The following is a 21,518-nucleotide window of genomic DNA, read 5'->3' on the forward strand; positions in this document are numbered from 1 at the left end:
CACACCCGCGGACTTCAACGCCTCCATGGCATCAGCGCCCGACATCGGCTCGTCAGTAGTCACATCCATCGATACTGCTCCATTCATCAGGAGCCACTGCTACACAAACCATCTGACACGCCCGCAGTGGCGGGATCTGACGTGCCGTTGGCCGGGCTGCGACAAGTCGGCTGAGAAGTCCGATGTCGACCACACGGTGCCGTACCCGTGGGGGCGGACGCATCCGTCGAACGCCAAGCACTACTGCCGGATTCACCATCTGCTCAAGACTTTTGGCGGATGGAGCGATCGGCAGCTGTCCGATGGCACCGTGGTGTTGACCTCACCGACCGGACACGTCTACTCGACCGAGTCGCATGGTGGGGCGATGTTCCCCACGCTCGCCACCCCTACCGGCGATCTGGACCTTTCGCCGCACATCCCCGACCCGGAGGCCGACCGCGCGGCGAAGATGCCGCGGCGCACACAAACGCGTGCCCAGGACCGTCGGGACCGCATCAACGCCGAACGACGCGAACGCACCGAACTGATCGCAGAAGAAGAGCGCCAACACCGAGCCTGGCTCGCCGCCAATTACAGGCCGCCGCCCTTCTGAATGTGAAAGTCGCGGTCATCGGGCCGGCTCAGCATCGCGGTCATTGTCTTGCGGTCGTACGGTCACAGGTCGACATTGCCCTCATCGGTGAGATACCAAGAGTTGCAACCGGTATTCCAAGCGGTGGCTTTCTTCGCTCGATTGACCCGTCCGTGCCTGTCGACGGATTGGTCGACATTCTGCGCCTGGTCAGCCGCCAAACCGGAAGCAATCGCCGCGAGTTCTGGCATGCTGGTTGCCATGACTGAGCCGCAGTTCGGTGGCAGCGAATACGGAAGCCAGCCAACGCCGCCGCCCCCGCCTGGCTATTCAGCGCCCCCGCCGCCCACGGGCTACCCACAGCCGTACGCGGATCCGAGCGCGCCGTTCGGCCGTCACCCGCTGACTGGTGAGCCGTTCTCGGACAAGTCCAAGGTCATCGCCGGCCTGCTGCAGCTGCTCGGGCTGTTCGGGATCGTCGGCATCGGCCGCATGTATATCGGCCAGACCGGCCTCGGCGTCGCCCAGCTCGTCGTGGGCCTCGTGACCTGCGGCCTCGGCGCCATCATCTGGGGAATCATCGACGCAGTGCTGATCTTCACGGACAAGGTGCGCGACCAGGAGGGGCGTCCTCTGCGCGATGGCACTTAGCACGGCGCCCAGCCGGGAAAGGCTGTACACCGCGCTCGGAACGGGCGCCGTGGCCGTGGGTGCGCTTGCCTACATCGGCATCGGCGATCCCCATTCGCCGAGTTTCGTGTTCCTGCCGTGCCCCTTTTTTGCGATCACGGGCCTGTACTGCCCGGGCTGCGGCGGTATGCGGATGGTCCACGACGTGCTCCACGGCGACCTGGCCGCCGCGGTCGTCGACAACGTCGTGGCGCTGGTCGGTCTGCCGCTGCTGCTGGCCTGGTTTCTGGTGCGTCGCCGCAGCGGACGGCCCTGGATGACGCCGGTCGCCGCCGTCGTCATCCTCGGCATCGCCCTCACCTGGACGGTCGTGCGCAACCTGCCCGGGTTCCCGCTGGTCCCGACCGTTCTCGACGGGTAGCCGCTTTACCGCGCTGATATGATCGCCATTCGGGCCGGTGCAGTCCCGGGCCATGTTTTCCCGGACTGTGGAGGTTCTTCCTTCGATGCAATATTCGGCTTTCCCCGAGCCCCAGGGTTTGTACGACCCGGCCAACGAGTCGGACTCGTGTGGCGTCGCCATGATCACGGACATCCAGGGCCGCCGATCCCACGCCATCGTCGTCGACGGGCTGGTCGCCTTGGAACATCTCGAACACCGTGGGGCCGCGGGCGCCGAACCCAACAGTGGTGACGGGGCGGGCATCCTGATCCAGCTGCCGGTGGAACTGCTACGCGAGGTCGTCGACTTCGAGCTGCCGCAGCCCACCGCCGACGGCGCCAACACCTTCGCGGCGGGCATCTGTTTCCTGCCGCAGGACGCCGACGCCCGCGCCGCCGCGCGGGCACATGTCGAAGCCATTGCCGCCGAGGAGGGGCTGACCGTCCTCGGGTGGCGCGAGGTTCCCACCGATCCGGTCGGGGCCGAGGTGGGTGCGACGGCCCTTGGCTGTATGCCACACATGGAACAGCTGTTCGTCACGTCGCCACAGCATGTGGGCGGCATCGATCTCGACCGTCGCGTCTATCCGATGCGCAAGCGCGCTGAGCGCAAGGGTGTGTACTTCCCGTCGCTGTCCAGCCGCACCATGGTGTACAAGGGCATGCTCACCACAATGCAGCTGCCCCAATACTTTCCGGATCTGCGCGACGAACGTTGCCGCAGCGCGATCGCGATCGTGCACAGCCGCTTCTCGACCAACACGTTCCCCTCGTGGCCGCTGGCGCACCCGTTCCGGTTCGTCGCGCACAACGGCGAGATCAACACCGTGCGCGGCAACCGCAACCGGATGCACGCCCGCGAGGCGATGCTCGCTAGCTCCAAGATCCCCGGCGATCTGTCCCGGCTCTCACCGATCTGCACGCCGGAGGCATCCGATTCGGCGTCGTTCGACGAAGTGCTCGAACTCCTGCACCTGGGTGGACGCAGCCTGCCGCACGCCGTGTTGATGATGATCCCCGAGGCGTGGGAGAACAACACCACCATGGACCCCACCGAACGGGCGTTCTGGCAGTTCCACGCCTCGCTGATGGAGCCGTGGGACGGCCCGGCCTGCGTCACGTTCACCGACGGCACCCTGGTCGGAGCGGTGTTGGACCGCAACGGATTACGACCCGGCCGCTGGTGGCGCACCCTCGACGACCGCATCATCCTCGCCAGTGAGAGCGGCGTGCTCGATGTGCCGTCGGCGCAGATCGTCGCCAAGGGCCGCCTGCAGCCCGGCAAGATGTTCCTCGTCGACACCGTCGCCGGCCGCATCGTGTCCGACGACGAGATCAAGGAATCCCTCGCGGAGCAGCAGCCGTATGCCGAATGGCTGCACTCCGGTCTGCTGGACCTCAAGACGCTGCCCGACCGGGTGCGCATCCAGCCGAACCACGAGTCCGTCGTGCGCCGCCAGATCGCCTTCGGCTACACCGAGGAAGACCTGCGCGTCCTGCTCACCCCGATGGCGGCGTCGGGCAACGAACCGTTGGGTTCCATGGGCACCGACACCCCGGCCGCGGTGCTGTCCCAGCGGTCCCGGCTGCTCTACGACTACTTCGTCGAACTCTTTGCGCAGGTGACCAACCCGCCGTTGGATGCCATCCGGGAGGAGGTCGTCACCTCGATGGCCCGCGTCATGGGGCCGGAGCAGAACCTGCTCGAACCCACGGCCGCGTCATGCCGCCAGATCGTGTTGCGCTGGCCCGTGCTGGACAACGACGAACTCAACAAGATCGTCCACATCAACGACGACGGTGAGCACGGTGGCCTGCGGACCGCGGTGCTGAAAGCGCTCTACGACGTCGAACGCGGCGGCGAAGGGCTGGCCGAGGCGCTGGAGGACCTGCGACTGCGGGCGTGCGACGCGATCGCCAAGGGCGCGCGCACACTGGTGATCTCCGACCGCGACTCCGACCACACCCGAGCGCCGATTCCCTCCTTGCTGGCCGTCTCGGCGGTCCACCACCATCTGGTTCGCACCAAGGAACGCACCAACGTCGCATTGGTGGTCGAGAGCGGCGACGCACGGGAAGTGCATCACATCGCGATGCTCATCGGCTTCGGCGCCGCTGCTGTCAACCCGTATCTGGCGTTCGAGTCCATCGAGGACCTTGTCCGCGAGGGCGAGCTCACCGGCATCGAACCCGCTGCCGCGGTGCGCAATTACCTGAAGGCGCTCGGCAAGGGCGTGATGAAGGTGATGAGCAAGATGGGCATCTCAACCGTCGCCTCATACACCGCGGCACAGGCTTTCGAGGCCATCGGCATTGACAGGCACGTCATCGACGAGTACTTCACCGGCACGCCGAGCCAGCTCGGTGGCGTCGGGCTGGACGTGCTCGCCGAAGAGGTCAAGGTCAGGCACCGGCGCGCGTATCCGGAGAACCCCACCGAGCGGGTGCACCGGCGGCTCGAGGTCGGTGGCGAGTACGCGTTCCGCCGCGAGGGCGAACTGCATTTGTTCACCCCCGAAGTGGTGTTCCTGCTGCAGCATTCGACCCGCACCGGTCGTTACGACATCTTCAAGCAGTACTCCGAGGAGGTGGACCGTCTCTGTCGGGAGGGCGGCACCCTGCGCGGCCTGTTCGGCTTCAAGAAGCTGCGCCCACCCGTCCCGTTGGAGGAGGTTGAGTCCGTCGACTCGATCGTCACGCGGTTCAACACCGGCGCGATGAGCTACGGCTCGATCTCCGCCGAGGCGCACGAGACCATGGCCATCGCCATGAACAACCTCGGCGGCCGTTCCAACTCGGGCGAGGGCGGCGAGGACACCGACCGCCTCTACGACCCGCGCCGGCGCAGCGCCGTCAAGCAGGTGGCCTCCGGGCGGTTCGGCGTCACCAGCGACTACCTCGTCAACGCGACGGATATCCAGATCAAGATGGCTCAGGGTGCGAAACCCGGTGAGGGCGGCCAGCTTCCGGGCTACAAGGTGTATCCCAACATCGCCAAAACCCGGCACTCGACGCCGGGTGTCGGCCTGATCTCGCCGCCGCCGCACCACGACATCTACTCGATCGAGGACCTGGCCCAGCTGATCCACGATCTGAAGAACGCGAACGCCGACGCCCGTATCCACGTCAAGCTGGTCAGCAGTGTCGGGGTAGGCACGGTCGCGGCAGGCGTTTCCAAGGCGCACGCCGACGTGGTGCTGATCTCCGGGTACGACGGCGGCACCGGCGCCGCACCGCTCACCAGCCTCAAGCATGCGGGCATCCCGTGGGAGATCGGCCTGGCCGATACACAACAGACGCTGATGCTCAACGGTTTACGCGACCGCATCACCGTGCAGGTCGACGGGGGAATGCGTACCGCCCGCGACGTCGTCGTTGCCGCGTTGCTCGGCGCCGAGGAGTTCGGTTTCGCCACCGCGCCGCTGGTCGTGTCGGGCTGCATCATGATGCGGGTGTGTCACCTCGACACATGCCCCGTCGGCGTGGCGACCCAAAACCCTGAGCTGAGGGCGCGGTTCAACGGCAAACCGGAGTTCGTCGAGAACTACTTCCGGTTCATCGCCGAGGACATCCGCCGTTACCTCGCCGAACTCGGGTTCCGCAGCATCGACGAGGCCGTCGGCCACGCGGAGATGCTGGACACGGACAAGGGCGTCGCCCATTGGAAGAGCAAGGGATTGGATCTGACCCCGATCTTCGCGGTGCCCGAATCCTGGGACGGTGAGCGGCGCCGCACCCGGGAGCAGGACCACGGCCTCGACGAAGCCTTGGACCGCACCCTTATCCAGCTGGCCGAGGGCGCGCTCGAAGATGCGCATCCGGTGCGGCTGGAACTGCCCGTGCGCAACGTCAACCGCACGGTCGGCACACTGCTCGGGTCCGAAGTCACCCGGCGTTACGGCGCTGAGGGTCTGCCGGACAACACGATTCACGTCACGCTGACCGGTTCGGCAGGCCAGTCGATCGGCGCCTTCCTGCCGCCCGGCATCACGCTGGAGCTGATCGGGGACGCCAACGACTACGTCGGCAAGGGGCTGTCTGGCGGCCGGGTGATCGTCAGACCGCCGGATGACGTGCTGTTCCTGCCGGAGGACAACGTGATCGCGGGCAACACGCTGCTGTTCGGCGCCACCTCCGGCGAGCTCTACCTGCGGGGCCGGGTCGGTGAGCGGTTCGCCGCCCGCAACTCGGGTGCGCTCACCGTCGTCGAGGGCGTCGGCGATCACGCCTGTGAGTACATGACCGGTGGCCGCGTGGTGATCCTCGGCAAGACGGGCCGCAACATGGCCGCGGGTATGTCGGGCGGCATCGCGTTCGTGATGGCCCTGGATCCGAAGAAGGTCAACACGGAGATGGTCGAGCTGCAGCGCCTCGAACCCGAGGACCTGACGTGGCTGCACGAAGTGATCGCCACACATGCGCGATACACCGGGAGCACGTTGGCGGCCAGCGTGCTGTCCGACTGGCCAAGGCGCAGTGCGCAGTTCACGAAGGTCATGCCGCGCGACTACCAGCGCGTGCTGGAGGCGACCCTGGTCGCCAAGCGTGAGGGCCGCGACGTCGACACCGCGATCATGGAGGCAAGCCGTGGCTGATCCGACAGGTTTTCTCAAGGTTCCCAAAGTCGAAGCCGCCAAGCGGGCCGTCGACGAACGGGTCGGCGACTGGCGCGAGGTGTATGAACAGCAGGATCCGCACGAGCGCGCCGGCGAGGTCGCACAGCAGGCCCGGCGGTGCATGGACTGCGGAATCCCGTTCTGCCACTCCGGAAGTGCGGGGTGCCCGCTCGGCAATCTGATACCGGAATGGAACGACCTCGTGCGACGCGGCCGCTGGGACGCCGCGAGCGACCGCCTGCACGCGACCAACAACTTCCCGGAGTTCACCGGGCGGCTGTGTCCTGCGCCGTGCGAGGCCGCGTGCGTGCTGTCGATCGGCGAGGAGCGGACCGGCGGAAGCGTCACGATCAAACGCATCGAGCAGACCATCGCCGACCAGGCCTGGATGGACGGGATCGTCGAACCGCAGCCCGCGGCGATCGCGACGGGCCGCAAGGTGGCCATCGTCGGATCGGGACCCGCCGGACTGGCTGCGGCACAGCAGCTCACGCGGGCCGGCCATGACGTCACGGTGTATGAGCGTGACGACCGCATCGGCGGTCTGATGCGTTACGGCATCCCGGAGTACAAGCTCGAGAAGGCCACCCTGAACCAGCGGCTGGCGCAGATGCGTGCCGAGGGAACGCGTTTCGTCACCGAATGTGAAGTCGGTGTGGATCTGCCCGTCGAGCAACTCAGGCAGCAGTACGACGCCGTCGTGCTCGCGGTCGGCGCCTTGCGGGCCCGCGACAGCGACGTGGAAGGCCGGTCGCTCAAGGGTGTTCACCTCGCGATGGACCATCTGGTTCCGGCGAATAAGGAGTGCGAGGGCGACGGTCCGAGTCGGATTTCGGCGGCCGGCAAGCACGTCGTGATCATCGGTGGTGGCGACACGGGGGCCGACTGCCTGGGCACCGCGCATCGGCAGGGTGCGAAATCCGTCACCCAGCTGGACTACAACCCGGAGCCGCCGGAATATCGCGACGAATCCCGCTCGCCGTGGCCGATGTGGCCGATCGTGCTGCGTACGCGGCTGTCGCCAGCGCATGCCGAAGGCGGCCACCGCCGTTACGAAGTGGCGGTACAACGCTTTCTCGGCGACGAGAAGGGCCATCTTCGCGCCATGGAGATCGCCGAGGTGAAGGTCGACCGCGACGCGGAAGGTCGCCGCATCATCACTCCGGTCGGCGAGTCGCTGGAACTTCCGTGCGACCTTGCCCTGCTGGCGATCGGCTTCGACGGCGTCGAGCACATGCCGCTACTGGACGGGCTCGGGGTGAAACTCAACCGGCGCGGCACCGTGCCCTGCGGATCGGATTGGCAGACCGACGCGCCCGGCGTGTTCGTGTGCGGCGACGCACACCGCGGTGCCTCGCTGATCGTGTGGGCCATCGCGGAGGGCCGCAGCGCGGCCCACGCCGTCGACAAATACCTGATGGGGGAGTCGGATCTGCCCGCTCCGGTGGTACCGGGCGCGTTGCCGCTGGCCGTCGTCTGAATCGATCAACGACTATGCTCGCAGACGTGAATAGACGCGGAAAGATCGTCTGCACCCTCGGCCCGGCCACTGCTACTGACGATGCGGTCAAGGCATTGGTCTCGGCCGGAATGGACGTCGCGCGGCTGAACTTCAGTCACGGCGAATACGCCGATCACGAAGCCAACTACAAACGGGTGCGCGCCGCATCCGACGCCACCGGGCGCGCCGTCGGCATCCTCGCCGACCTGCAGGGTCCCAAGATCCGCCTCGGCCGGTTCAAGGACGGACCCACCGAATGGGTCGAGGGCGAGACGGTGCGGATCACGATCGACGACTGTGAGGGCACCCACGACCGGGTGTCGACCACGTACAAGCGTCTGGCGGAGGACGCCACTCCCGGCGACCGCGTGCTCGTCGACGACGGAAACGTCGGTCTCGTCGTCGAGATCATCGACGGCAACGACGTGGTGTGCACCGTCACCGAGGGCGGCACGGTCAGCAACAACAAGGGAATGTCGCTGCCCGGCATGAACGTGTCGGCGCCCGCATTGTCGGAGAAGGACATCGAGGATCTCGAGTTCGCACTGCAGGTCGGCGTCGACCTGGTGGCGCTGTCGTTCGTGCGATCGCCCGCCGACATCGAACTCGTGCATGAGGTGATGGACCGCGTGGGCAGGCGGGTGCCCGTCATCGCCAAGCTCGAGAAGCCCGAAGCCATCGACAATCTCGAGGCGATCGTGCTGGCGTTCGACGCGATCATGGTCGCCCGCGGTGACCTCGGCGTCGAGCTGCCGCTCGAAGAGGTTCCGCTGGTGCAGAAGCGTGCCATCCAGATGGCAAGGGAGAACGCCAAACCCGTCATCGTCGCGACCCAGATGCTCGAGTCGATGATCGAGAACTCGCGCCCGACCCGCGCTGAGGCCTCCGATGTGGCCAACGCGGTGCTCGACGGTGCGGACGCGGTGATGCTCTCGGGTGAGACATCGGTCGGCAAGTACCCGCTGGAGGCGGTGCGGACGATGGCCCGAATCATCAAGGCGGTCGAGGAGAACTCGGTCGTGGTGCCGCCCCTGACGCACGTGCCCCGTACCAAGCGCGGCGTGATCTCCTACGCGGCCCGCGACATCGGCGAGCGACTGGACGCCAAGGCCCTGGTGGCCTACACCCAGTCCGGCGACACGGTCCGTCGGCTCGCGCGCCTGCACACACCGCTGCCGCTGCTGGCCTTCACGTCGCTGCCCGAGGTCCGTAGCCAGCTCGCGCTGAGCTGGGGCACGGAGACGTTCATCGTGCCGCACATCCAGACCACGGACGGGATGATCAGGCAGGTCGACAAGTCGCTGCTCGAACTCGGCCGCTACAAGCGCGGCGACCTGGTGGTCATCATCGCGGGCGCTCCGCCGGGCACAGTAGGCTCCACCAATCTGATCCACGTACACCGGATCGGGGAGGACGACGTCTAGTCACGGCGAACAGGAGGATTGAGTGTCAGCAGACTTCGACGAGCTGCTGGCAATACTCGATCTCCGCCAGGTAGACGACGACGTCTACGTCGGTTCGCATCCGAGCAAGAATCCGATTCGCACCTTCGGCGGCCAGATGATGGCGCAGTCGCTGGTGGCGGCCTCCCGCAGCCTCCGGCACGAGTTGCCGCCCAGCGCGTTGTCGGTGCACTTCATCGCCGGCGGGGACCCGGAGAAAGATCTCGAGTTCCACATCACCCGGCTGCGCGACGAGCGGCGGTTCGCCAACCGGCGCGTCGATGTCATGCAGGACGGCGAGGTGCTGACCACCGCGTTGGTGTCCTACCTCGCGGGCGGCCGCAGTCTCGAGCACGGCGTCGAGCCGCCCGAGTTGCCGGATCCGCAGTCGCTGCCGCCGATCGACGAATTGTTGCGCGGGTACGAGGAAGTCGTCCCGCACTTCGCGTCGGCGCTACGCCCGGTCGACTGGCGCTACACCAACGACCCGACGTGGGTGATGCGCGACAAGGGCGAGAAGCTGACCTACAACCGGGTCTGGATGAAGACCCGCGGTGAGATGCCCGACGATCCGGCCGTGAACGCCGCGGCGCTGGCGTACGCATCGGACACCACGGTGCTGGATTCGATCATCACCACCCACGGACTGTCGTGGGGGTGGGACCGCATCTTCGCCGTCACCACGAACCACTCGGTGTGGTTCCACCGCCCGATCCGGTTCGACGAGTGGGTGCTCTACTCGACGACATCGCCGGTGGCCGCCGACTCACGCGGCCTGGGCACCGGACACTTCTTCGACCAGCAAGGTCAGCTGTTGGCGACCGTGGTGCAGGAAGGCATCGTCAAGCACTTCCCGCGTTAACCCGCCGGGGTGGTGAGGGTGATCGAGAACTGATCCTCGATGTGCTCGGTGAACTGATCGGCGCACCGCTGGACGGCTTCCTGATCGCTGCCCGCCCTGGACAGGCAGTCGACGTAGTCGGTGCCGCCCACCTCTTGGAAGCCCCAGACGAACAGCGCGATGACGGCGATGGCCTCGATGATGCTGAGGATGCCGAGGATGATGCCGGCGACCGCGACGCCGCCGTTGGTGGCCTCGCCGCGCTTGGCCCGGCCCCAACCGATGAAGCCGAGAATGACTGCGACGACGCCCAGCACGATGCCGCCGACGACGCTCAGCAGCGCGATGATCGCGGTGACCAGCGAGGCGATGCCCATACCGTTCTGGGGAGCCGACGGCGGCGGCGCGTACCCGCCGTAGGGCGGCTGCTGCTGCGGCGGGGGATAGCCGCCCGGGTAGGCGCCGTACGAGGGTGGTGGTGAGCCGGGTGGCGGCGGTGATGGCGGGGCTCCAGGAGGTGGGGGCGGAGCCGCCGGCGGCGGAGTCGGTGGCGGCGTTTCGGGTTGGTCCGGCTCGCTCATGGTGCTTGAGGTTACCCGCAGGCAGGGAGCTTGACGGTGCTACAGACAAAGTCGGTGGGCAGGTGATGGGTGGCCACCACGATGGTGCGCCCGGCGGGGAAGAGACCCCCGGGTGTGAGCAGTTCGGTGAGAAACCGCCTGCCGTCGGCGGCGTCGAGGTGTTCGGTCGGCTCGTCGAGCAGCACGGTGGGTGCGGTCGACACCAGCGCGCGGGCCAGCAGGAGTCTCCTGCGTTGTCCGGCCGAGACGGCCGCATCGCCGCCGACCAGGACGGTGGACAGCCCTTCGGGCAACGAGTCGAGCCAGTCGCCGAGGCCCACCCGGTCCAGGGCGGCGTGCAGCTCGTCGTCGTTCGCGTCGCCGCGCGCCACGAGAAGGTTGTCGCGGACGGTGGTGGCGAACAGGTGCGCATCCTCGGGGAAAAACGCGGCGTCCGAGGCGATCTCCTCGGGCAGCAGACCCGCGAGATGCATCAGCAGCGTCGTCTTGCCCGATCCGCTCGGCCCAGTCACGGCCAGCCGGTCGCCGGGTTCGAGGTCGACCGTCGGGACTGCCGGCCGTCGCGAGTCGTCGTGGCCGGGGTCGGTGAGCATGCGCAAGCGCCGCGCGGCGACGCGTGAGCGTGCCAGCTGTACACCGGCGCCGGGCAACGCGGTTGTCGCCTCAAATGCGGATAGCGGCAAGAGCATCAGAACCGCGAGCGTGGTCGGCGCGGTCGTCGGTGCCAGGGCGATACCGCAGACGACGGCACCGAGCATGCTGGCGCCGATCGCCGCGATGGGAGTCGCGGACGCGAGCGCCGCCGGTGCTGCCGCCCGATCGATGGCGTCACCCCAGTCGCGTTGTTGTCTGTCGGCGTCGGCGAGCACTTCGTCGAGGCGCCCGCTGACACGCAGCTCCGGTGCGTGTTCGAGGGCGATCATCGCCGCGGTGTTGCGCTGTGAACGGTGCAGTGCGGCAAGGTTTTCGGCGGCAGCGACGGCACGGGCGGCCAGCACGGGCGCCGCGACGCCGGCAACGAGCAGGCACAGTGCCAGCACCGCCGCCGCGACGGGTGAAATGATCGCGATGGTGAGGGTGGCCGCCGAGCCGAGGACCGCGGCGACCGCGATCGGAACCACCGCGCGCACAAGCACATCGGACAACTCGTCGACCGACGAGCCGACGTCGCTCACCAGTTCGCCGGTGTGTCGCCGCATGACCGCGTCGGCGGGCCCCGTAGCGAGCCGCGCGTACAGCCGCTCACGCACATCGGCGGCGGCGCGCAGGGCGGTGTCGTGGGAGGCCAATCTCTCGCAGTAGCCGAGGATCCCGCGGGAGATGCCGAGGGCCCGGACCGCCACGACCGCGACGGACAGGTCCAGTACGGGCGGCATCTGCCAGGCCCTGGTGATCAGCCATGCCGCGACGCCCGCCAGTGCCAACGCGCTGCCCAGCGACAGCACCCCGAACAGGATCGCCAAGAGCAGCCGGGGCAGACGGGGGCGCAACAACTCAAACATCGACCAGGCTCCCCAATTGCACGACGCGGTCGCCGATCGCCAGCACCGGCGCGCGGTGACCGACCATGATCACCGTCGCTCCGGCCGCCGCGCGCGCCGCGATGGCGTCCAGCACCCGCTGCTCGGTCTCGGCATCGAGGTGAGCTGTCGGCTCGTCGAGCAGCAGTACGGGTGCGCGGGATCCGAGCAGCCGGGCCAGACCGAGCCGTTGTCGCTGGCCGAGCGAGAGGCCGACACCCTCGCCGCCGACCATCGTGTCCAGCCCATCGGGCAAAGTGGCGACCACCTCGTCGAAACATGCGTTGTGACAGGCTGTTTCGAGGTCATCGAGCGGTCCGAAGAGCTCAAGATTCTGCCGCACCGTACCGGGAATGATCGTGGGGCGGTGCGGCAGCCACGCGACCTGAGCCCACCACGCCGGCAGGTCGAGGTCGGCCACGTCCACACCGTCGACACGTATCCGGCCCGACGTCGGCTCGTCGAGACCCAAAACGGCCTGGAGGAGCGTGGATTTGCCGATGCCGTTGGGCCCGGCGATCACGGTCACCCGGCCGGGTTCGGCGGCAGCGTCGTATGCCGTGATGTCGATGGTGGCACCCGCGGCGGTGACCGTGCGCGTTCCGCGGGGCGGGTCGGGCAGCTCCTCGATCAGCCGGAACGCGTTGTCGGCCGCGGTCTTTCCGTCCTGGGCGGCGTGGAATGCCGCACCGACGCGGCGCAACGGCCAGAACACCTCGGGTGCCAGGAGCAGCGCCGTGAGTGCCGCGGTGAGCGTCACTTCGCCGTACACCAGGCGCAGGCCCACGCTCACCGCGATCAACGCGACTCCCAGCGTGGCCAGCAGTTCCAGCACGAGGGAGGACAGAAACGCGATGCGCAGCGTCGCCATCGTGGAACGGCGATGCGCGGCACCCAGTTCGGCGATCCGGTGCACCGAGCCGCCTACGCGTCGCAGGGCACGCAGCGTCGGTAGGCCCGCGACCAGGTCCAGCAGCCGAGACTGCAGCGTGGCCATCGCACGCAGCGCGGCGGCCGAACGATCGGCGGTGGTGAGGCCGATCAGCACCATGAAGATCGGAATGAGCGGTAACGCGATCATGACGATCGCCGCTGCTTGCCAGTCGTAGACCGCGATGACGGCGACGGTCGCCGGTGTCAGGATCGCGGCGACGAACAGCGCGGGCAGATACGCGGTGAAGTACAGTCGCAGGCCGTCCAGACCGCGGGTGACCAGGATGGCGGCGTCGTCGCGGCGCTCGGCGAGCCTGCGGGGCGGCAAGGACGTCGTCGCGGTGAGCACAGCATGGCTGAGGTCGGCGATCACCTCGCTCGCCCCACGCTGAGCGAGCCTGCCCTGCAGCCAGGTGAGCAGTGTCCGGAACATCCACAGCAGCAACAGAATCGACAGCGGGGCGACGAGGCGGTCCAGGCTGCGTTGGTCGGGATCGGTGATGACCCGGGCGACGATGTCGGCGAGCAGGACCGCGGACGCGATGGTGGTTCCGGCGATCAGCACACCGCACACGGTCGACCATGCGAGGAAGCGGCGCATCGCGGTCGATGCGCGCCACAGTCGCGGGTCGACCGGGCCGCTCACGTGCGGCGCCGCGACAATCCGATCGAGGCCGGTATCGCGTCGGCGGTGATCCTGCGGCGGAACACCCAGTACGTCCAGCCCTGGTAGCCCAGCACCAGCGGCAGCAGGGTCAGCGATGCCCACGTCATGATGGCCAGCGTGTACGGGGTCGACGACCCGTTGTAGATCGTCACGCTCCAGTCCGGATTGAGTGTGGAGGGCAACAGGTTCGGATACATCGAGCCGAACAGCAGCACCACGACGGAGGCGACGACCATCATCATCGAGAAGAACGCCCACCCCTCACGCTGCCGCGTCATCATCAACGCGACCGCCGTCAGGAGGGCGATCACCGCGATCCCCAGCGGCAGCCACGTCCATGTCTTGCCGTGTGCCAGTTGGGTCCACAGCCCGAAGCCGCCTGCGAACACGATGGCGGGCAACGCCAACAGCCGGCCGAAGCGGAACGCATCGTGGCGCACCGGTCCTGCGGTCTTCAGCGCGACGAACGTCGCCCCGTAGAACGCGAACAGCGACGCCGTCGCCAGACCGCCGAGCACTGTGTAGGCGTTGAGCACATCGCCGAGCGCCAGGTGTGCCTGTCCGTCGGCGTCGATGGGCAGGCCGCGGACCAGGATCGCGAAGGCGACACCCCATAGGATGGCGGGCAGCCAGGACCCGGCCGCGATACCGGCGTCGGCCCATGCGCGCCACCGCGGATCATCGATCTTGCCGCGCCATTCGATGCCGACGACTCGCACGATCATCCCCACCAGGATGGCCAGCAGGGGCAGGTAGAGCGCCGAGAACACGGTGGCGTACCAGTTGGGGAACGCCGCGAACATCGCTGCGCCGGCGGTAATCAGCCAGACCTCGTTGGCATCCCATACCGGTCCGATGGTGTTCAGCGCGGCGCGTCGGCTCTGTTCGCTATCTGCGCCCCTGGCCTTGCCCGCGGCGCCGAACGGAGCCATCAGCATGCCGACGCCGAAGTCGAATCCCTCCAGCAGCACGAATCCGCCGAACAGCACCGCGATGATGAAGAACCACAACTCTTGAAGGCCCATCACGATCTCCTAATACGCGAAGGACAGGGGAGCAACGTCCTCGTCGTCAGGTGAGGGCGGCGGGACCGGTTCGGAGTCGTGCTCCTGCGGTCCCTCGATCACATATCGGCGTATCAACCAGAACCAGATCACGCCCAGCGCGCCGTAAAGCAGGGTGAAGACGGTCATCGACAGCACCACGGTGCCCGTGGCGTGCGCGGATACGCCCTCCTGCACGGTCATTCGTACCAGTTGATCGCCCGTCGGGTTCGGCACGACGACCCAGGGTTGTCGGCCCATCTCGGTGAAGATCCAGCCCGCCGAATTGGCCAGGAAGGGCATGGGTATCGAGATCAACGCGAGCCAGCCGAACCACCGCTGGTGCGAGACCCGACCGCGGCGCGTCAGCCACAAGGCGGCGAGTGCGAAAACCACGGGGACGAGCAGCAATCCGATCATGGCCCGAAACGCCCAATACGTGACGAACAGGTTCGGCCGGTAGTCCCCGGGGCCGAACTTCTCCTGATACTGCTCCTGCAGATCGTTGACACCCTGCAGGGTGACGCCGCTGAACGTGGATTCCGCCAGGAAGGGCAGGACGTAAGGCACCTCGATGAGGTGTTCGACGCTGTCGCAGTTGTTATGGGTGCCGACGGTCAGGATCGAAAAGTTGGGATCGGTCTCGGTGTCGCACAACGACTCTGCCGATGCCATCTTCATCGGCTGCTGGACGAACATCAGCTTGCCCTGGATGTCGCCGGTGAAGAACAGTCCGGCCGCGGCGACAAGCGCCACCAGGCTGCCCATGATCGTGGCCGGCCGGTACATGCTGCGGGACTCATCGGTTTCGTCCTGGCGCTTGTGTGACCGCACCATCAGCCAGGCGCTGATCGCTGCGACGAAAACACCTGCGGTGAGCAGTGATCCGGCAACCGCATGCAGGAACGCCCAGATCGCGGTGTTGTTGGTCAGCAAGGCGCCGAAGTCGACGAGTTCGGCGCGCCCGGTCTCCGGGTTGAACTTGGCGCCGACGGGATGCTGCATGAACGAGTTCGCCGCGATGATGAAGTAGGCGGATGCGTTGACCCCGAAGGCGACGATCCAGATACATGCGAGGTGGACCAGACGCGGCAGGCGGCTCCAGCCGAAGATCCACAGCCCGATGAACGTCGACTCGAAGAAGAACGCGATCAGGCCCTCGAACGCCAGCGGTGCCCCGAAGATGTCGCCGACGAACCGCGAGTACTCGCTCCAGTTCATCCCGAACTGGAATTCCTGCACGATGCCGGTGGCGACGCCGAGCGCGAAATTGATCAGAAACAGCTTGCCGAAGAAGCGGGTCAGCCGGTACCACGCCGGGTTACCGGTGACGACCCAGGCCGTCTGCATCGCGGCGAGCAGAGGCGCGAGCCCGATCGTGAGGGGGACGAGGATGAAGTGGTAGACGGTGGTCGTCCCGAATTGCCACCGCGACACATCTAGTGCGTCCATGAACCCTCCCGCGGCTGTTTCACCAGCCTACGACAGAGTGTAGTAGAACGCAGTGTGCGTTAGCTCACCGATTCTTCCGCCGCAGGTGTTGGTGCGGTGCCGCCGCCGAGATCCTTCGCCGCTTTGCGAATCCCGAACGCCGACACGACTTCGAACACCCCGATGACGATCAGCCAGATGCCGACCACCCTGGTCAGGGTTTCCAGGGACTCCAACGGCCAAGCCAGCATGAAGACGCCGGCGATGAGGCTGAGCAGACCGATGAAGATCTCCCAGGCCCGGCCGGGAAGGGTGGCGTCGCTGATGGCCGACACGGCCGTCGCGACACCTCGGAAGATGAAGCCGATGCCGATCCAGATGGACAGCAAAAGAATCGACTGCTGGAGGCTGCGGAAGCAGAGCAGCGCCAGGATCAGGGCGGCGGCGCCGCTGATGAACAGCAGGACCCGGCCGCCCGCCGACACGTGCAGGCTGAAGGCGAAGACCACCTGGGTGACGCCGGTGACCAGAAGGTAGGCGCCGAAGAAGATCGCGGTCACGATGATCGTCAAGGTCGGCCATGTCCAGGCCAGTACGCCGAGGATGACGGCCAGAACTCCCGACAGCAGGGTCGACCACCACAGGTGCTTCAGCAGGCTCGGAGGAGCAGGAGTTTCCATGGCCGCAGTTTCGCACAACGGCTATTTGGCAGCCCCGCTATTTGCCTGATCCGTATGCAAACTGTGTCATTGGCGCGCCCGAAATCAATCGCCCGTTCGTTCCCCTGCCGCTGCGGTAGCTCTCCATTAATGTTCCGGTACCGGCGCTTCGCGCTGGATCCACGAGGCAGAAAGAAGAGGCAACCGTGCTACGTGAATGTCAAGACCGGCGAGGCAAACTGTGGCAATTCGCGGCGGTGTTTGCTGCGACTGGCGCGCTGCTCCTGTCGGGGTGTGCGAGCGGTACCAACACGAGCGATGAGACGACCGGCACCACGACAGCCACGGCTGAGAAGGTCGACGAGATCGCGAACACCGTTCCGGAGGCGATAAAAGAGTCCGGCAAGCTGATCGTCGGCGTCAACATTCCCTACGCGCCGAACGAATTCAAGGATCCCAGCGGCAAGATCGTCGGTTTCGACGTCGACCTGATGAACGCGATCGCAGGCACTCTCGGCCTGACCGCGGACTACCGCGAGTCGGACTTCGCCAAGATCATCCCGTCGATTCAGCAGGGCACCTACAACGTCGGCATGTCGTCGTTCACCGACACCAAGGAACGCGAAGAGTCGGTCGACTTCGTGACCTACTTCAGCGCCGGCATACTCTGGGCCCAGCGGCCGGGGTCGCCGATCGATCCAAACAACGCGTGCGGCAAGAAGGTTGCGGTACAGGCCACCACGACTGAGGAGGTCGACGAGCTGCCCGCCAAGAGCAAGGCATGCGTCGACGCGGGCAAGCCGCCGATCGAGATCGTCTCGTTCGACGGGCAGGACGCGGCCACCAACGCGGTGATCCTCGGTCAGGCGGACGCCATGTCCGCGGATTCGCCGGTGACCTCCTATGCGATCAAGCAGAGCAACGGAAAGCTGGAGGCCGCAGGGGAGATCTTCGATTCCGCGCCCTACGGTTGGCCGGTTCAGAAGGGTTCGCCACTGGCGCAGTCTCTTCAGAAGGCCCTCGAGCATCTCATCGAGTCCGGTAAGTACGAGGAGATCGCCAAGAACTGGGGCGTCGAGAGCGGCATGATCGACAAGCCCGTGATCAACGGTGCAGTGAGCTAGACACCTAGGAACCCGAAATGACTGATGTCGACACGTCGCCGCCCACCGCTCCGGCCGCTATCGATGCCGTTCCGCTGCGTCATCCGTGGCGGTGGGTGGCGGCGGTCGTCATCATCGTTCTCGTCGGGTTGTTTCTTTACGGCGCAGCCACCAACCCGGCGTATCGCTGGCACGTCTTCGGGGAGTACCTCTTCAACAAGCGGGTGTTGACGGTCGGCCTCCTCAACACCCTGCAGTTGACCATCTACTCGATGGCACTGGGAATCACGCTGGGCGTCATCATCGCGGTGATGAGGCTCTCGCCCAACCCCATCTTCAAAGCGGTGTCGTGGGTGTACCTGTGGATCTTCCGCGGTACGCCGATCTACGTGCAGCTGGTGTTCTGGGGTCTGATTCCCACCATCTACCAAGACATCCGGCTCGGGGTGCCCTTCGGTCCGGCGTTCTTCCAGCTCGACCTGCAGGCCCTGTCGATTCCGTTTCTGCTGGCGATTCTCGGATTGGCGATCAACGAGGGCGCCTACATGGCCGAAATCATCCGAGCGGGAATCACTTCCGTGCCCGAGGGGCAGTTCGAAGCGTCCACCGCACTCGGCATGTCCTGGGGAATGACGATGTGGCGCACCGTGTTACCGCAGGCGATGCGCGTCATCATCCCGCCGACCGGCAACCAGGTCATCAGCATGCTCAAGACGACATCGCTGGTGACCGCTGTGCCGTTCACACTCGACCTGTACGGCATCACATCCCGCGAGATAGCGGCCCGGGAGTTCGAGCCGGTGCCGCTGCTGCTGGTTGCCGCATTCTGGTATCTGATCGCCACCAGCGTCCTGATGGTCGGGCAGTATTACCTCGAGCGGTACTTCGCCCGTGGCGCGTCGCGCAAGCTGACCACCAAACAACTCGAAGCGCTGGCCAAAGCGCAGGGAGTCGGCGACGCGGGAGCTGCCCCATGACACCGATGGTGAAGGCCGAAGCGGTCTGCAAAAGCTTTGGCGCGCTGGAAGTCCTGAAGGGCATCACGCTCGAGATCGGCAAGGGCGAGGTGCTGGTCATGGTCGGCCCCTCGGGATCGGGCAAGTCGACGTTCCTGCGGTGCATCAACCATCTCGAACAGGTCAACGCCGGACGGCTGTACGTCGACGGTGAACTGATCGGCTACCGGGAACGTGGTGGAAAGCTGCACGAGATGTCGCCGCGCGGCGCCGCCAAACAACGCCGTGACATTGGAATGGTGTTCCAGCACTTCAACCTGTTCCCGCATCGCACCGCGCTGGAGAACATCATCGAGGCGCCCATCCACGTAAAAGGCGTCAAGAAGGACGACGCGGTGGCTCGGGCGAAGGATCTGCTCGACCAGGTCGGGTTGTCGGCGAAGGCCGGTGCGTATCCTGCCCAACTCTCGGGCGGTCAGCAGCAGCGGGTGGCGATTGCGCGTGCCCTCGCGATGAACCCGAAGCTGATGCTGTTCGACGAGCCGACCTCGGCCCTGGATCCGGAGCTGGTCGGCGAAGTTCTCGAGGTGATGAAAAAGCTTGCCGCCGAAGGCATGACGATGGTGGTGGTCACCCACGAGATGGGATTCGCCCGCGAGGTCGCCAACCACCTGGTGTTCATGGACGGCGGCGTGGTGGTCGAAAGCGGCCCTCCGCGAGAGGTGCTGGGCAACCCGCAGCACGAACGGACGAAGGCGTTTCTGTCAAAGGTGCTCTAGATCGGATGCCGGCGCACTCACCGGATCCCGCTGCGCCGCTCTGGCGGGCGGCGCAGGTCTTCCGCCTGCTGAGTTGCATCTACGCATTCGGCTTCCAGATCGCCGTGAACGGCGAACTCGCCCGCCCGACGATCGGATGGGCGCTGTTCGCCGTCCTGCTCGGGTGGAGTGCGTTGTGCGCGTTCGCATATCTGCAGGGCTTCGGCAGGCGCGCGTCGTGGGTGCTCGCCGAAATACTCGTGGTGGTCGCGCTGGTCTTGTCGACCAAGTTCGTCGCCTCCGAGCAATGGGCCTTCGACAACCAGTCGTGGCCGACGACGTTGTGGGCCACCAACGCCACGATCTCAGCGGCCATCCTGGCCGGGCCCATCGCCGGAATGCTGGCCGGTGTGGCGGTGATGATCGCCAGCACGATCGTGAAGGGCTTCATCAACTACGACCTGGGCCGCAACGCGACCATCGTGATCGAGCTCGCGGTGGGCCTCGCCGTCGGCATGGCTGCGCAGACCGCGCGCCGCGCGCACGCCGAACTCGAAGAGGCGGCACGACTGGCAGCCGCTCACCAGGAACGGGAGAGGTTGTCTCGCCGCGTGCACGACGGCGCCATCCAGGTGCTGGCACTGGTATCGCGGCGCGGCCGCGAAATCGGCGGGGAGACCACCGAACTGGCCGAGCTGGCGGGGGAGCAGGAGCGCGCCCTGCGCCGCCTGGTCAGCTCGGCAGACACCGAGCCGCGGGCCGGGGAGAAGGCCGATCTCGGCGGGTTGTTGCGCACGAGGGCATCGGATCAGGTGTCGGTCAGCGTGCCTGCCGATCCGGTGCTGCTGGACGCGGACACGGCGAACGAGGTGTACGCCGCAGCCGTGAACGCGCTGGAGAACGTCGCCGCGCACGCCGGCCCCGACGCGCACGCCTACGTCCTGCTCGAGGATCTGGGCGATTCGGTCACCGTGAGCATCCGCGACGACGGTGTCGGAATCGCGGACGGGCGGCTGGAGGAGGCGGTCGGCGAGGGCCGGGTGGGGGTGGCCAAATCGATTGTCGGACGGATGGATTGGCTCGGTGGCAGCGCGAAGCTCACCACTGCGCCGGGATGTGGGACGGAATGGGAGCTGACAGTACCCCGACGGTGATGGTGGTCGACGACCATCCGATCTGGCGTGACGCGGTGGCCCGCGACCTCGCCGAAGACGGGTTCGACGTCGTCGCCACGGCCGACGGCGTGGCCGCGGCGCGACGGCGGGCCGCGGTGGTGCTGCCCGACGTCGTTGTGATGGACATGCGACTGTCCGACGGTGACGGGGCGCAGGCGACCGCCGAGGTGCTCGCGGTTTCGCCGTCGTCGCGGATTCTGGTGCTGTCGGCATCGGATGAACGTGAGGACGTGTTGGAAGCGGTAAAGGCAGGCGCAACAGGCTATCTGGTGAAGAGTGCGTCGAAGCAGGAACTCGGCGACGCGGTGCGTGCCACGGCAGAGGGCCGGGCGGTCTTCACGCCGGGGCTCGCGGGCTTGGTGCTCGGCGAGTACCGGCGCATCGCGCAATCCGGTGATAAGGGCCCGACCGGAACGCCGACGCCGAGCCTCACCGAGCGGGAGACCGAGATACTGCGCCACGTCGCGAAGGGGCTGACGGCCAAGCAGATCGCCGCCCGGCTCTCGCTGAGCCACCGCACCGTCGAGAACCACGTTCAGGCCACCTTCCGCAAGCTCCAGGTCGCCAATCGGGTGGAATTGGCCAGATACGCGATCGAACACGGCATCGACGAGTAGTCCTACTCATCCGAAAACGGCCGACGGGCT

19 protein-coding genes are annotated in these 21,518 nt (G+C 66.7%); 12 read left to right on the top strand and 7 right to left on the bottom strand.

The window, feature by feature from the left end; genetic code table 11:
- Nucleotides 1–595 (top strand): HNH endonuclease signature motif containing protein (locus H7J93_RS09690; RefSeq protein WP_267306082.1); only part of this gene is annotated, 595 nt, incomplete at its 5' end.
- A 62-nt stretch (nt 596–657) separates the two neighbouring features.
- Here H7J93_RS09690 and H7J93_RS09695 read toward each other — a convergent pair.
- A complete protein-coding gene (locus tag H7J93_RS09695; RefSeq protein ID WP_267306083.1) occupies nt 658–837 on the bottom strand; it encodes a hypothetical protein in 180 nt (59 codons plus the stop codon).
- On the opposite strand from H7J93_RS09695, the gene H7J93_RS09700 reads away from it, so the two are divergent.
- The 6 genes from H7J93_RS09700 to H7J93_RS09725 all read left to right on the top strand — a co-directional run bounded on the left by H7J93_RS09700 (nt 836) and on the right by H7J93_RS09725 (nt 10,066).
- Entirely contained in the window at nt 836–1,225 is a 390-nt protein-coding gene (locus tag H7J93_RS09700) for an NINE protein (RefSeq protein WP_267306084.1), read from the top strand. The genes H7J93_RS09695 and H7J93_RS09700 overlap by 2 nt on opposite strands.
- Nucleotides 1,215–1,625 (top strand): DUF2752 domain-containing protein, encoded by a 411-nt coding sequence (locus H7J93_RS09705; RefSeq protein WP_267306085.1) that lies wholly within the window; start codon nt 1,215–1,217, stop codon nt 1,623–1,625. The genes H7J93_RS09700 and H7J93_RS09705 overlap by 11 nt, the downstream gene beginning before the upstream one ends.
- An 85-nt stretch (nt 1,626–1,710) precedes the next feature.
- The gene (gene gltB, locus H7J93_RS09710) at nt 1,711–6,240 is read left to right on the top strand and encodes a glutamate synthase large subunit (RefSeq protein WP_267306086.1); all 4,530 of its coding nucleotides are present in this window, start codon (nt 1,711–1,713) and stop codon (nt 6,238–6,240) included.
- Nucleotides 6,233–7,741: a glutamate synthase subunit beta gene (locus tag H7J93_RS09715; protein ID WP_267306087.1), complete on the top strand. Its 1,509-nt coding sequence runs from the start codon at nt 6,233–6,235 to the stop codon at nt 7,739–7,741. Before gltB ends, H7J93_RS09715 begins: the two co-directional genes overlap by 8 nt.
- Nucleotides 7,742–7,767: 26 nt before the next feature.
- Complete coding sequence (gene pyk, locus H7J93_RS09720; protein ID WP_267306088.1) at nt 7,768–9,186, top strand: pyruvate kinase; 1,419 nt, start codon at nt 7,768–7,770, stop codon at nt 9,184–9,186.
- 22 nt (nt 9,187–9,208) lie between these two features.
- On the top strand, nt 9,209–10,066 hold the full coding sequence (locus H7J93_RS09725) for an acyl-CoA thioesterase II (protein WP_267306089.1): 858 nt from the start codon (nt 9,209–9,211) through the stop codon (nt 10,064–10,066).
- Here H7J93_RS09725 and H7J93_RS09730 read toward each other — a convergent pair.
- From H7J93_RS09730 to H7J93_RS09755, 6 genes are read right to left on the bottom strand one after another with little or no spacing between them, the layout of a single operon-like run.
- Nucleotides 10,063–10,626 carry a DUF4190 domain-containing protein gene (locus H7J93_RS09730; RefSeq protein WP_267306090.1) on the bottom strand — a complete coding sequence of 188 codons (564 nt, stop codon included), beginning with the start codon at nt 10,624–10,626 and terminating at the stop codon, nt 10,063–10,065. The two genes, H7J93_RS09725 and H7J93_RS09730, sit on opposite strands and share 4 nt — an antisense overlap.
- A gap of 11 nt (nt 10,627–10,637) precedes the next feature.
- A complete protein-coding gene (locus tag H7J93_RS09735) occupies nt 10,638–12,128 on the bottom strand; it encodes an ATP-binding cassette domain-containing protein (RefSeq protein ID WP_267306091.1) in 1,491 nt (496 codons plus the stop codon).
- Nucleotides 12,121–13,680 carry a thiol reductant ABC exporter subunit CydD gene (cydD, locus tag H7J93_RS09740; RefSeq protein ID WP_267306170.1) on the bottom strand — a complete coding sequence of 520 codons (1,560 nt, stop codon included), beginning with the start codon at nt 13,678–13,680 and terminating at the stop codon, nt 12,121–12,123. Before cydD ends, H7J93_RS09735 begins: the two co-directional genes overlap by 8 nt.
- A gap of 41 nt (nt 13,681–13,721) precedes the next feature.
- Nucleotides 13,722–14,771 carry a cytochrome d ubiquinol oxidase subunit II gene (cydB, locus tag H7J93_RS09745; RefSeq protein WP_267306092.1) on the bottom strand — a complete coding sequence of 350 codons (1,050 nt, stop codon included), beginning with the start codon at nt 14,769–14,771 and terminating at the stop codon, nt 13,722–13,724.
- Between the two features lie 9 nt (nt 14,772–14,780).
- The gene (locus H7J93_RS09750; RefSeq protein WP_267306093.1) at nt 14,781–16,241 is read right to left on the bottom strand and encodes a cytochrome ubiquinol oxidase subunit I; all 1,461 of its coding nucleotides are present in this window, start codon (nt 16,239–16,241) and stop codon (nt 14,781–14,783) included.
- A 59-nt stretch (nt 16,242–16,300) separates the two neighbouring features.
- Nucleotides 16,301–16,900, bottom strand: coding sequence for an HdeD family acid-resistance protein (locus H7J93_RS09755; RefSeq protein WP_267306094.1), 600 nt, complete (start codon nt 16,898–16,900; stop codon nt 16,301–16,303).
- Between the two features lie 185 nt (nt 16,901–17,085).
- Between H7J93_RS09755 and H7J93_RS09760 the strand changes: the two genes are divergently transcribed.
- From H7J93_RS09760 to H7J93_RS09780, 5 genes are read left to right on the top strand one after another with little or no spacing between them, the layout of a single operon-like run.
- Entirely contained in the window at nt 17,086–18,003 is a 918-nt protein-coding gene (locus H7J93_RS09760; RefSeq protein WP_267306095.1) for an ABC transporter substrate-binding protein, read from the top strand.
- Between the two features lie 17 nt (nt 18,004–18,020).
- Complete coding sequence (locus H7J93_RS09765) at nt 18,021–18,959, top strand: amino acid ABC transporter permease (RefSeq protein ID WP_267306096.1); 939 nt, start codon at nt 18,021–18,023, stop codon at nt 18,957–18,959.
- Nucleotides 18,956–19,717: an amino acid ABC transporter ATP-binding protein gene (locus H7J93_RS09770; RefSeq protein WP_276021739.1), complete on the top strand. Its 762-nt coding sequence runs from the start codon at nt 18,956–18,958 to the stop codon at nt 19,715–19,717. Before H7J93_RS09765 ends, H7J93_RS09770 begins: the two co-directional genes overlap by 4 nt.
- Nucleotides 19,718–19,722: 5 nt before the next feature.
- Nucleotides 19,723–20,850 carry a MacS family sensor histidine kinase gene (gene macS / locus H7J93_RS09775; RefSeq protein WP_267306097.1) on the top strand — a complete coding sequence of 376 codons (1,128 nt, stop codon included), beginning with the start codon at nt 19,723–19,725 and terminating at the stop codon, nt 20,848–20,850.
- Complete coding sequence (locus H7J93_RS09780) at nt 20,823–21,488, top strand: response regulator (RefSeq protein ID WP_267306098.1); 666 nt, start codon at nt 20,823–20,825, stop codon at nt 21,486–21,488. The genes macS and H7J93_RS09780 overlap by 28 nt, the downstream gene beginning before the upstream one ends.
- Nucleotides 21,489–21,518: the final 30 nt, after the last annotated feature.

Source organism: Mycobacterium barrassiae (genome assembly GCF_025822765.1).
Taxonomy (GTDB): domain Bacteria; phylum Actinomycetota; class Actinomycetes; order Mycobacteriales; family Mycobacteriaceae; genus Mycobacterium; species Mycobacterium barrassiae.

Bases quoted from the DNA above. Each gene is read 5' to 3' on its own strand.
- H7J93_RS09755 (WP_267306094.1), bottom strand. From the start codon at position 16,900: ATGGAAACTCCTGCTCCTCCGAGCCTGCTGAAGCACCTGTGGTGGTCG.
- macS (WP_267306097.1), top strand. From the start codon at position 19,723: ATGCCGGCGCACTCACCGGATCCCGCTGCGCCGCTCTGGCGGGCGGCG.
- H7J93_RS09705 (WP_267306085.1), top strand. From the start codon at position 1,215: ATGGCACTTAGCACGGCGCCCAGCCGGGAAAGGCTGTACACCGCGCTC.
- H7J93_RS09700 (WP_267306084.1), top strand. From the start codon at position 836: ATGACTGAGCCGCAGTTCGGTGGCAGCGAATACGGAAGCCAGCCAACG.
- H7J93_RS09765 (WP_267306096.1), top strand. From the start codon at position 18,021: ATGACTGATGTCGACACGTCGCCGCCCACCGCTCCGGCCGCTATCGAT.
- H7J93_RS09780 (WP_267306098.1), top strand. From the start codon at position 20,823: ATGGGAGCTGACAGTACCCCGACGGTGATGGTGGTCGACGACCATCCG.
- H7J93_RS09695 (WP_267306083.1), bottom strand. From the start codon at position 837: ATGGCAACCAGCATGCCAGAACTCGCGGCGATTGCTTCCGGTTTGGCG.
- cydB (WP_267306092.1), bottom strand. From the start codon at position 14,771: ATGGGCCTTCAAGAGTTGTGGTTCTTCATCATCGCGGTGCTGTTCGGC.
- gltB (WP_267306086.1), top strand. From the start codon at position 1,711: ATGCAATATTCGGCTTTCCCCGAGCCCCAGGGTTTGTACGACCCGGCC.
- cydD (WP_267306170.1), bottom strand. From the start codon at position 13,680: ATGCGCCGCTTCCTCGCATGGTCGACCGTGTGCGGTGTGCTGATCGCC.
- H7J93_RS09735 (WP_267306091.1), bottom strand. From the start codon at position 12,128: ATGTTTGAGTTGTTGCGCCCCCGTCTGCCCCGGCTGCTCTTGGCGATC.
- H7J93_RS09770 (WP_276021739.1), top strand. From the start codon at position 18,956: ATGACACCGATGGTGAAGGCCGAAGCGGTCTGCAAAAGCTTTGGCGCG.
- H7J93_RS09730 (WP_267306090.1), bottom strand. From the start codon at position 10,626: ATGAGCGAGCCGGACCAACCCGAAACGCCGCCACCGACTCCGCCGCCG.
- H7J93_RS09750 (WP_267306093.1), bottom strand. From the start codon at position 16,241: ATGGACGCACTAGATGTGTCGCGGTGGCAATTCGGGACGACCACCGTC.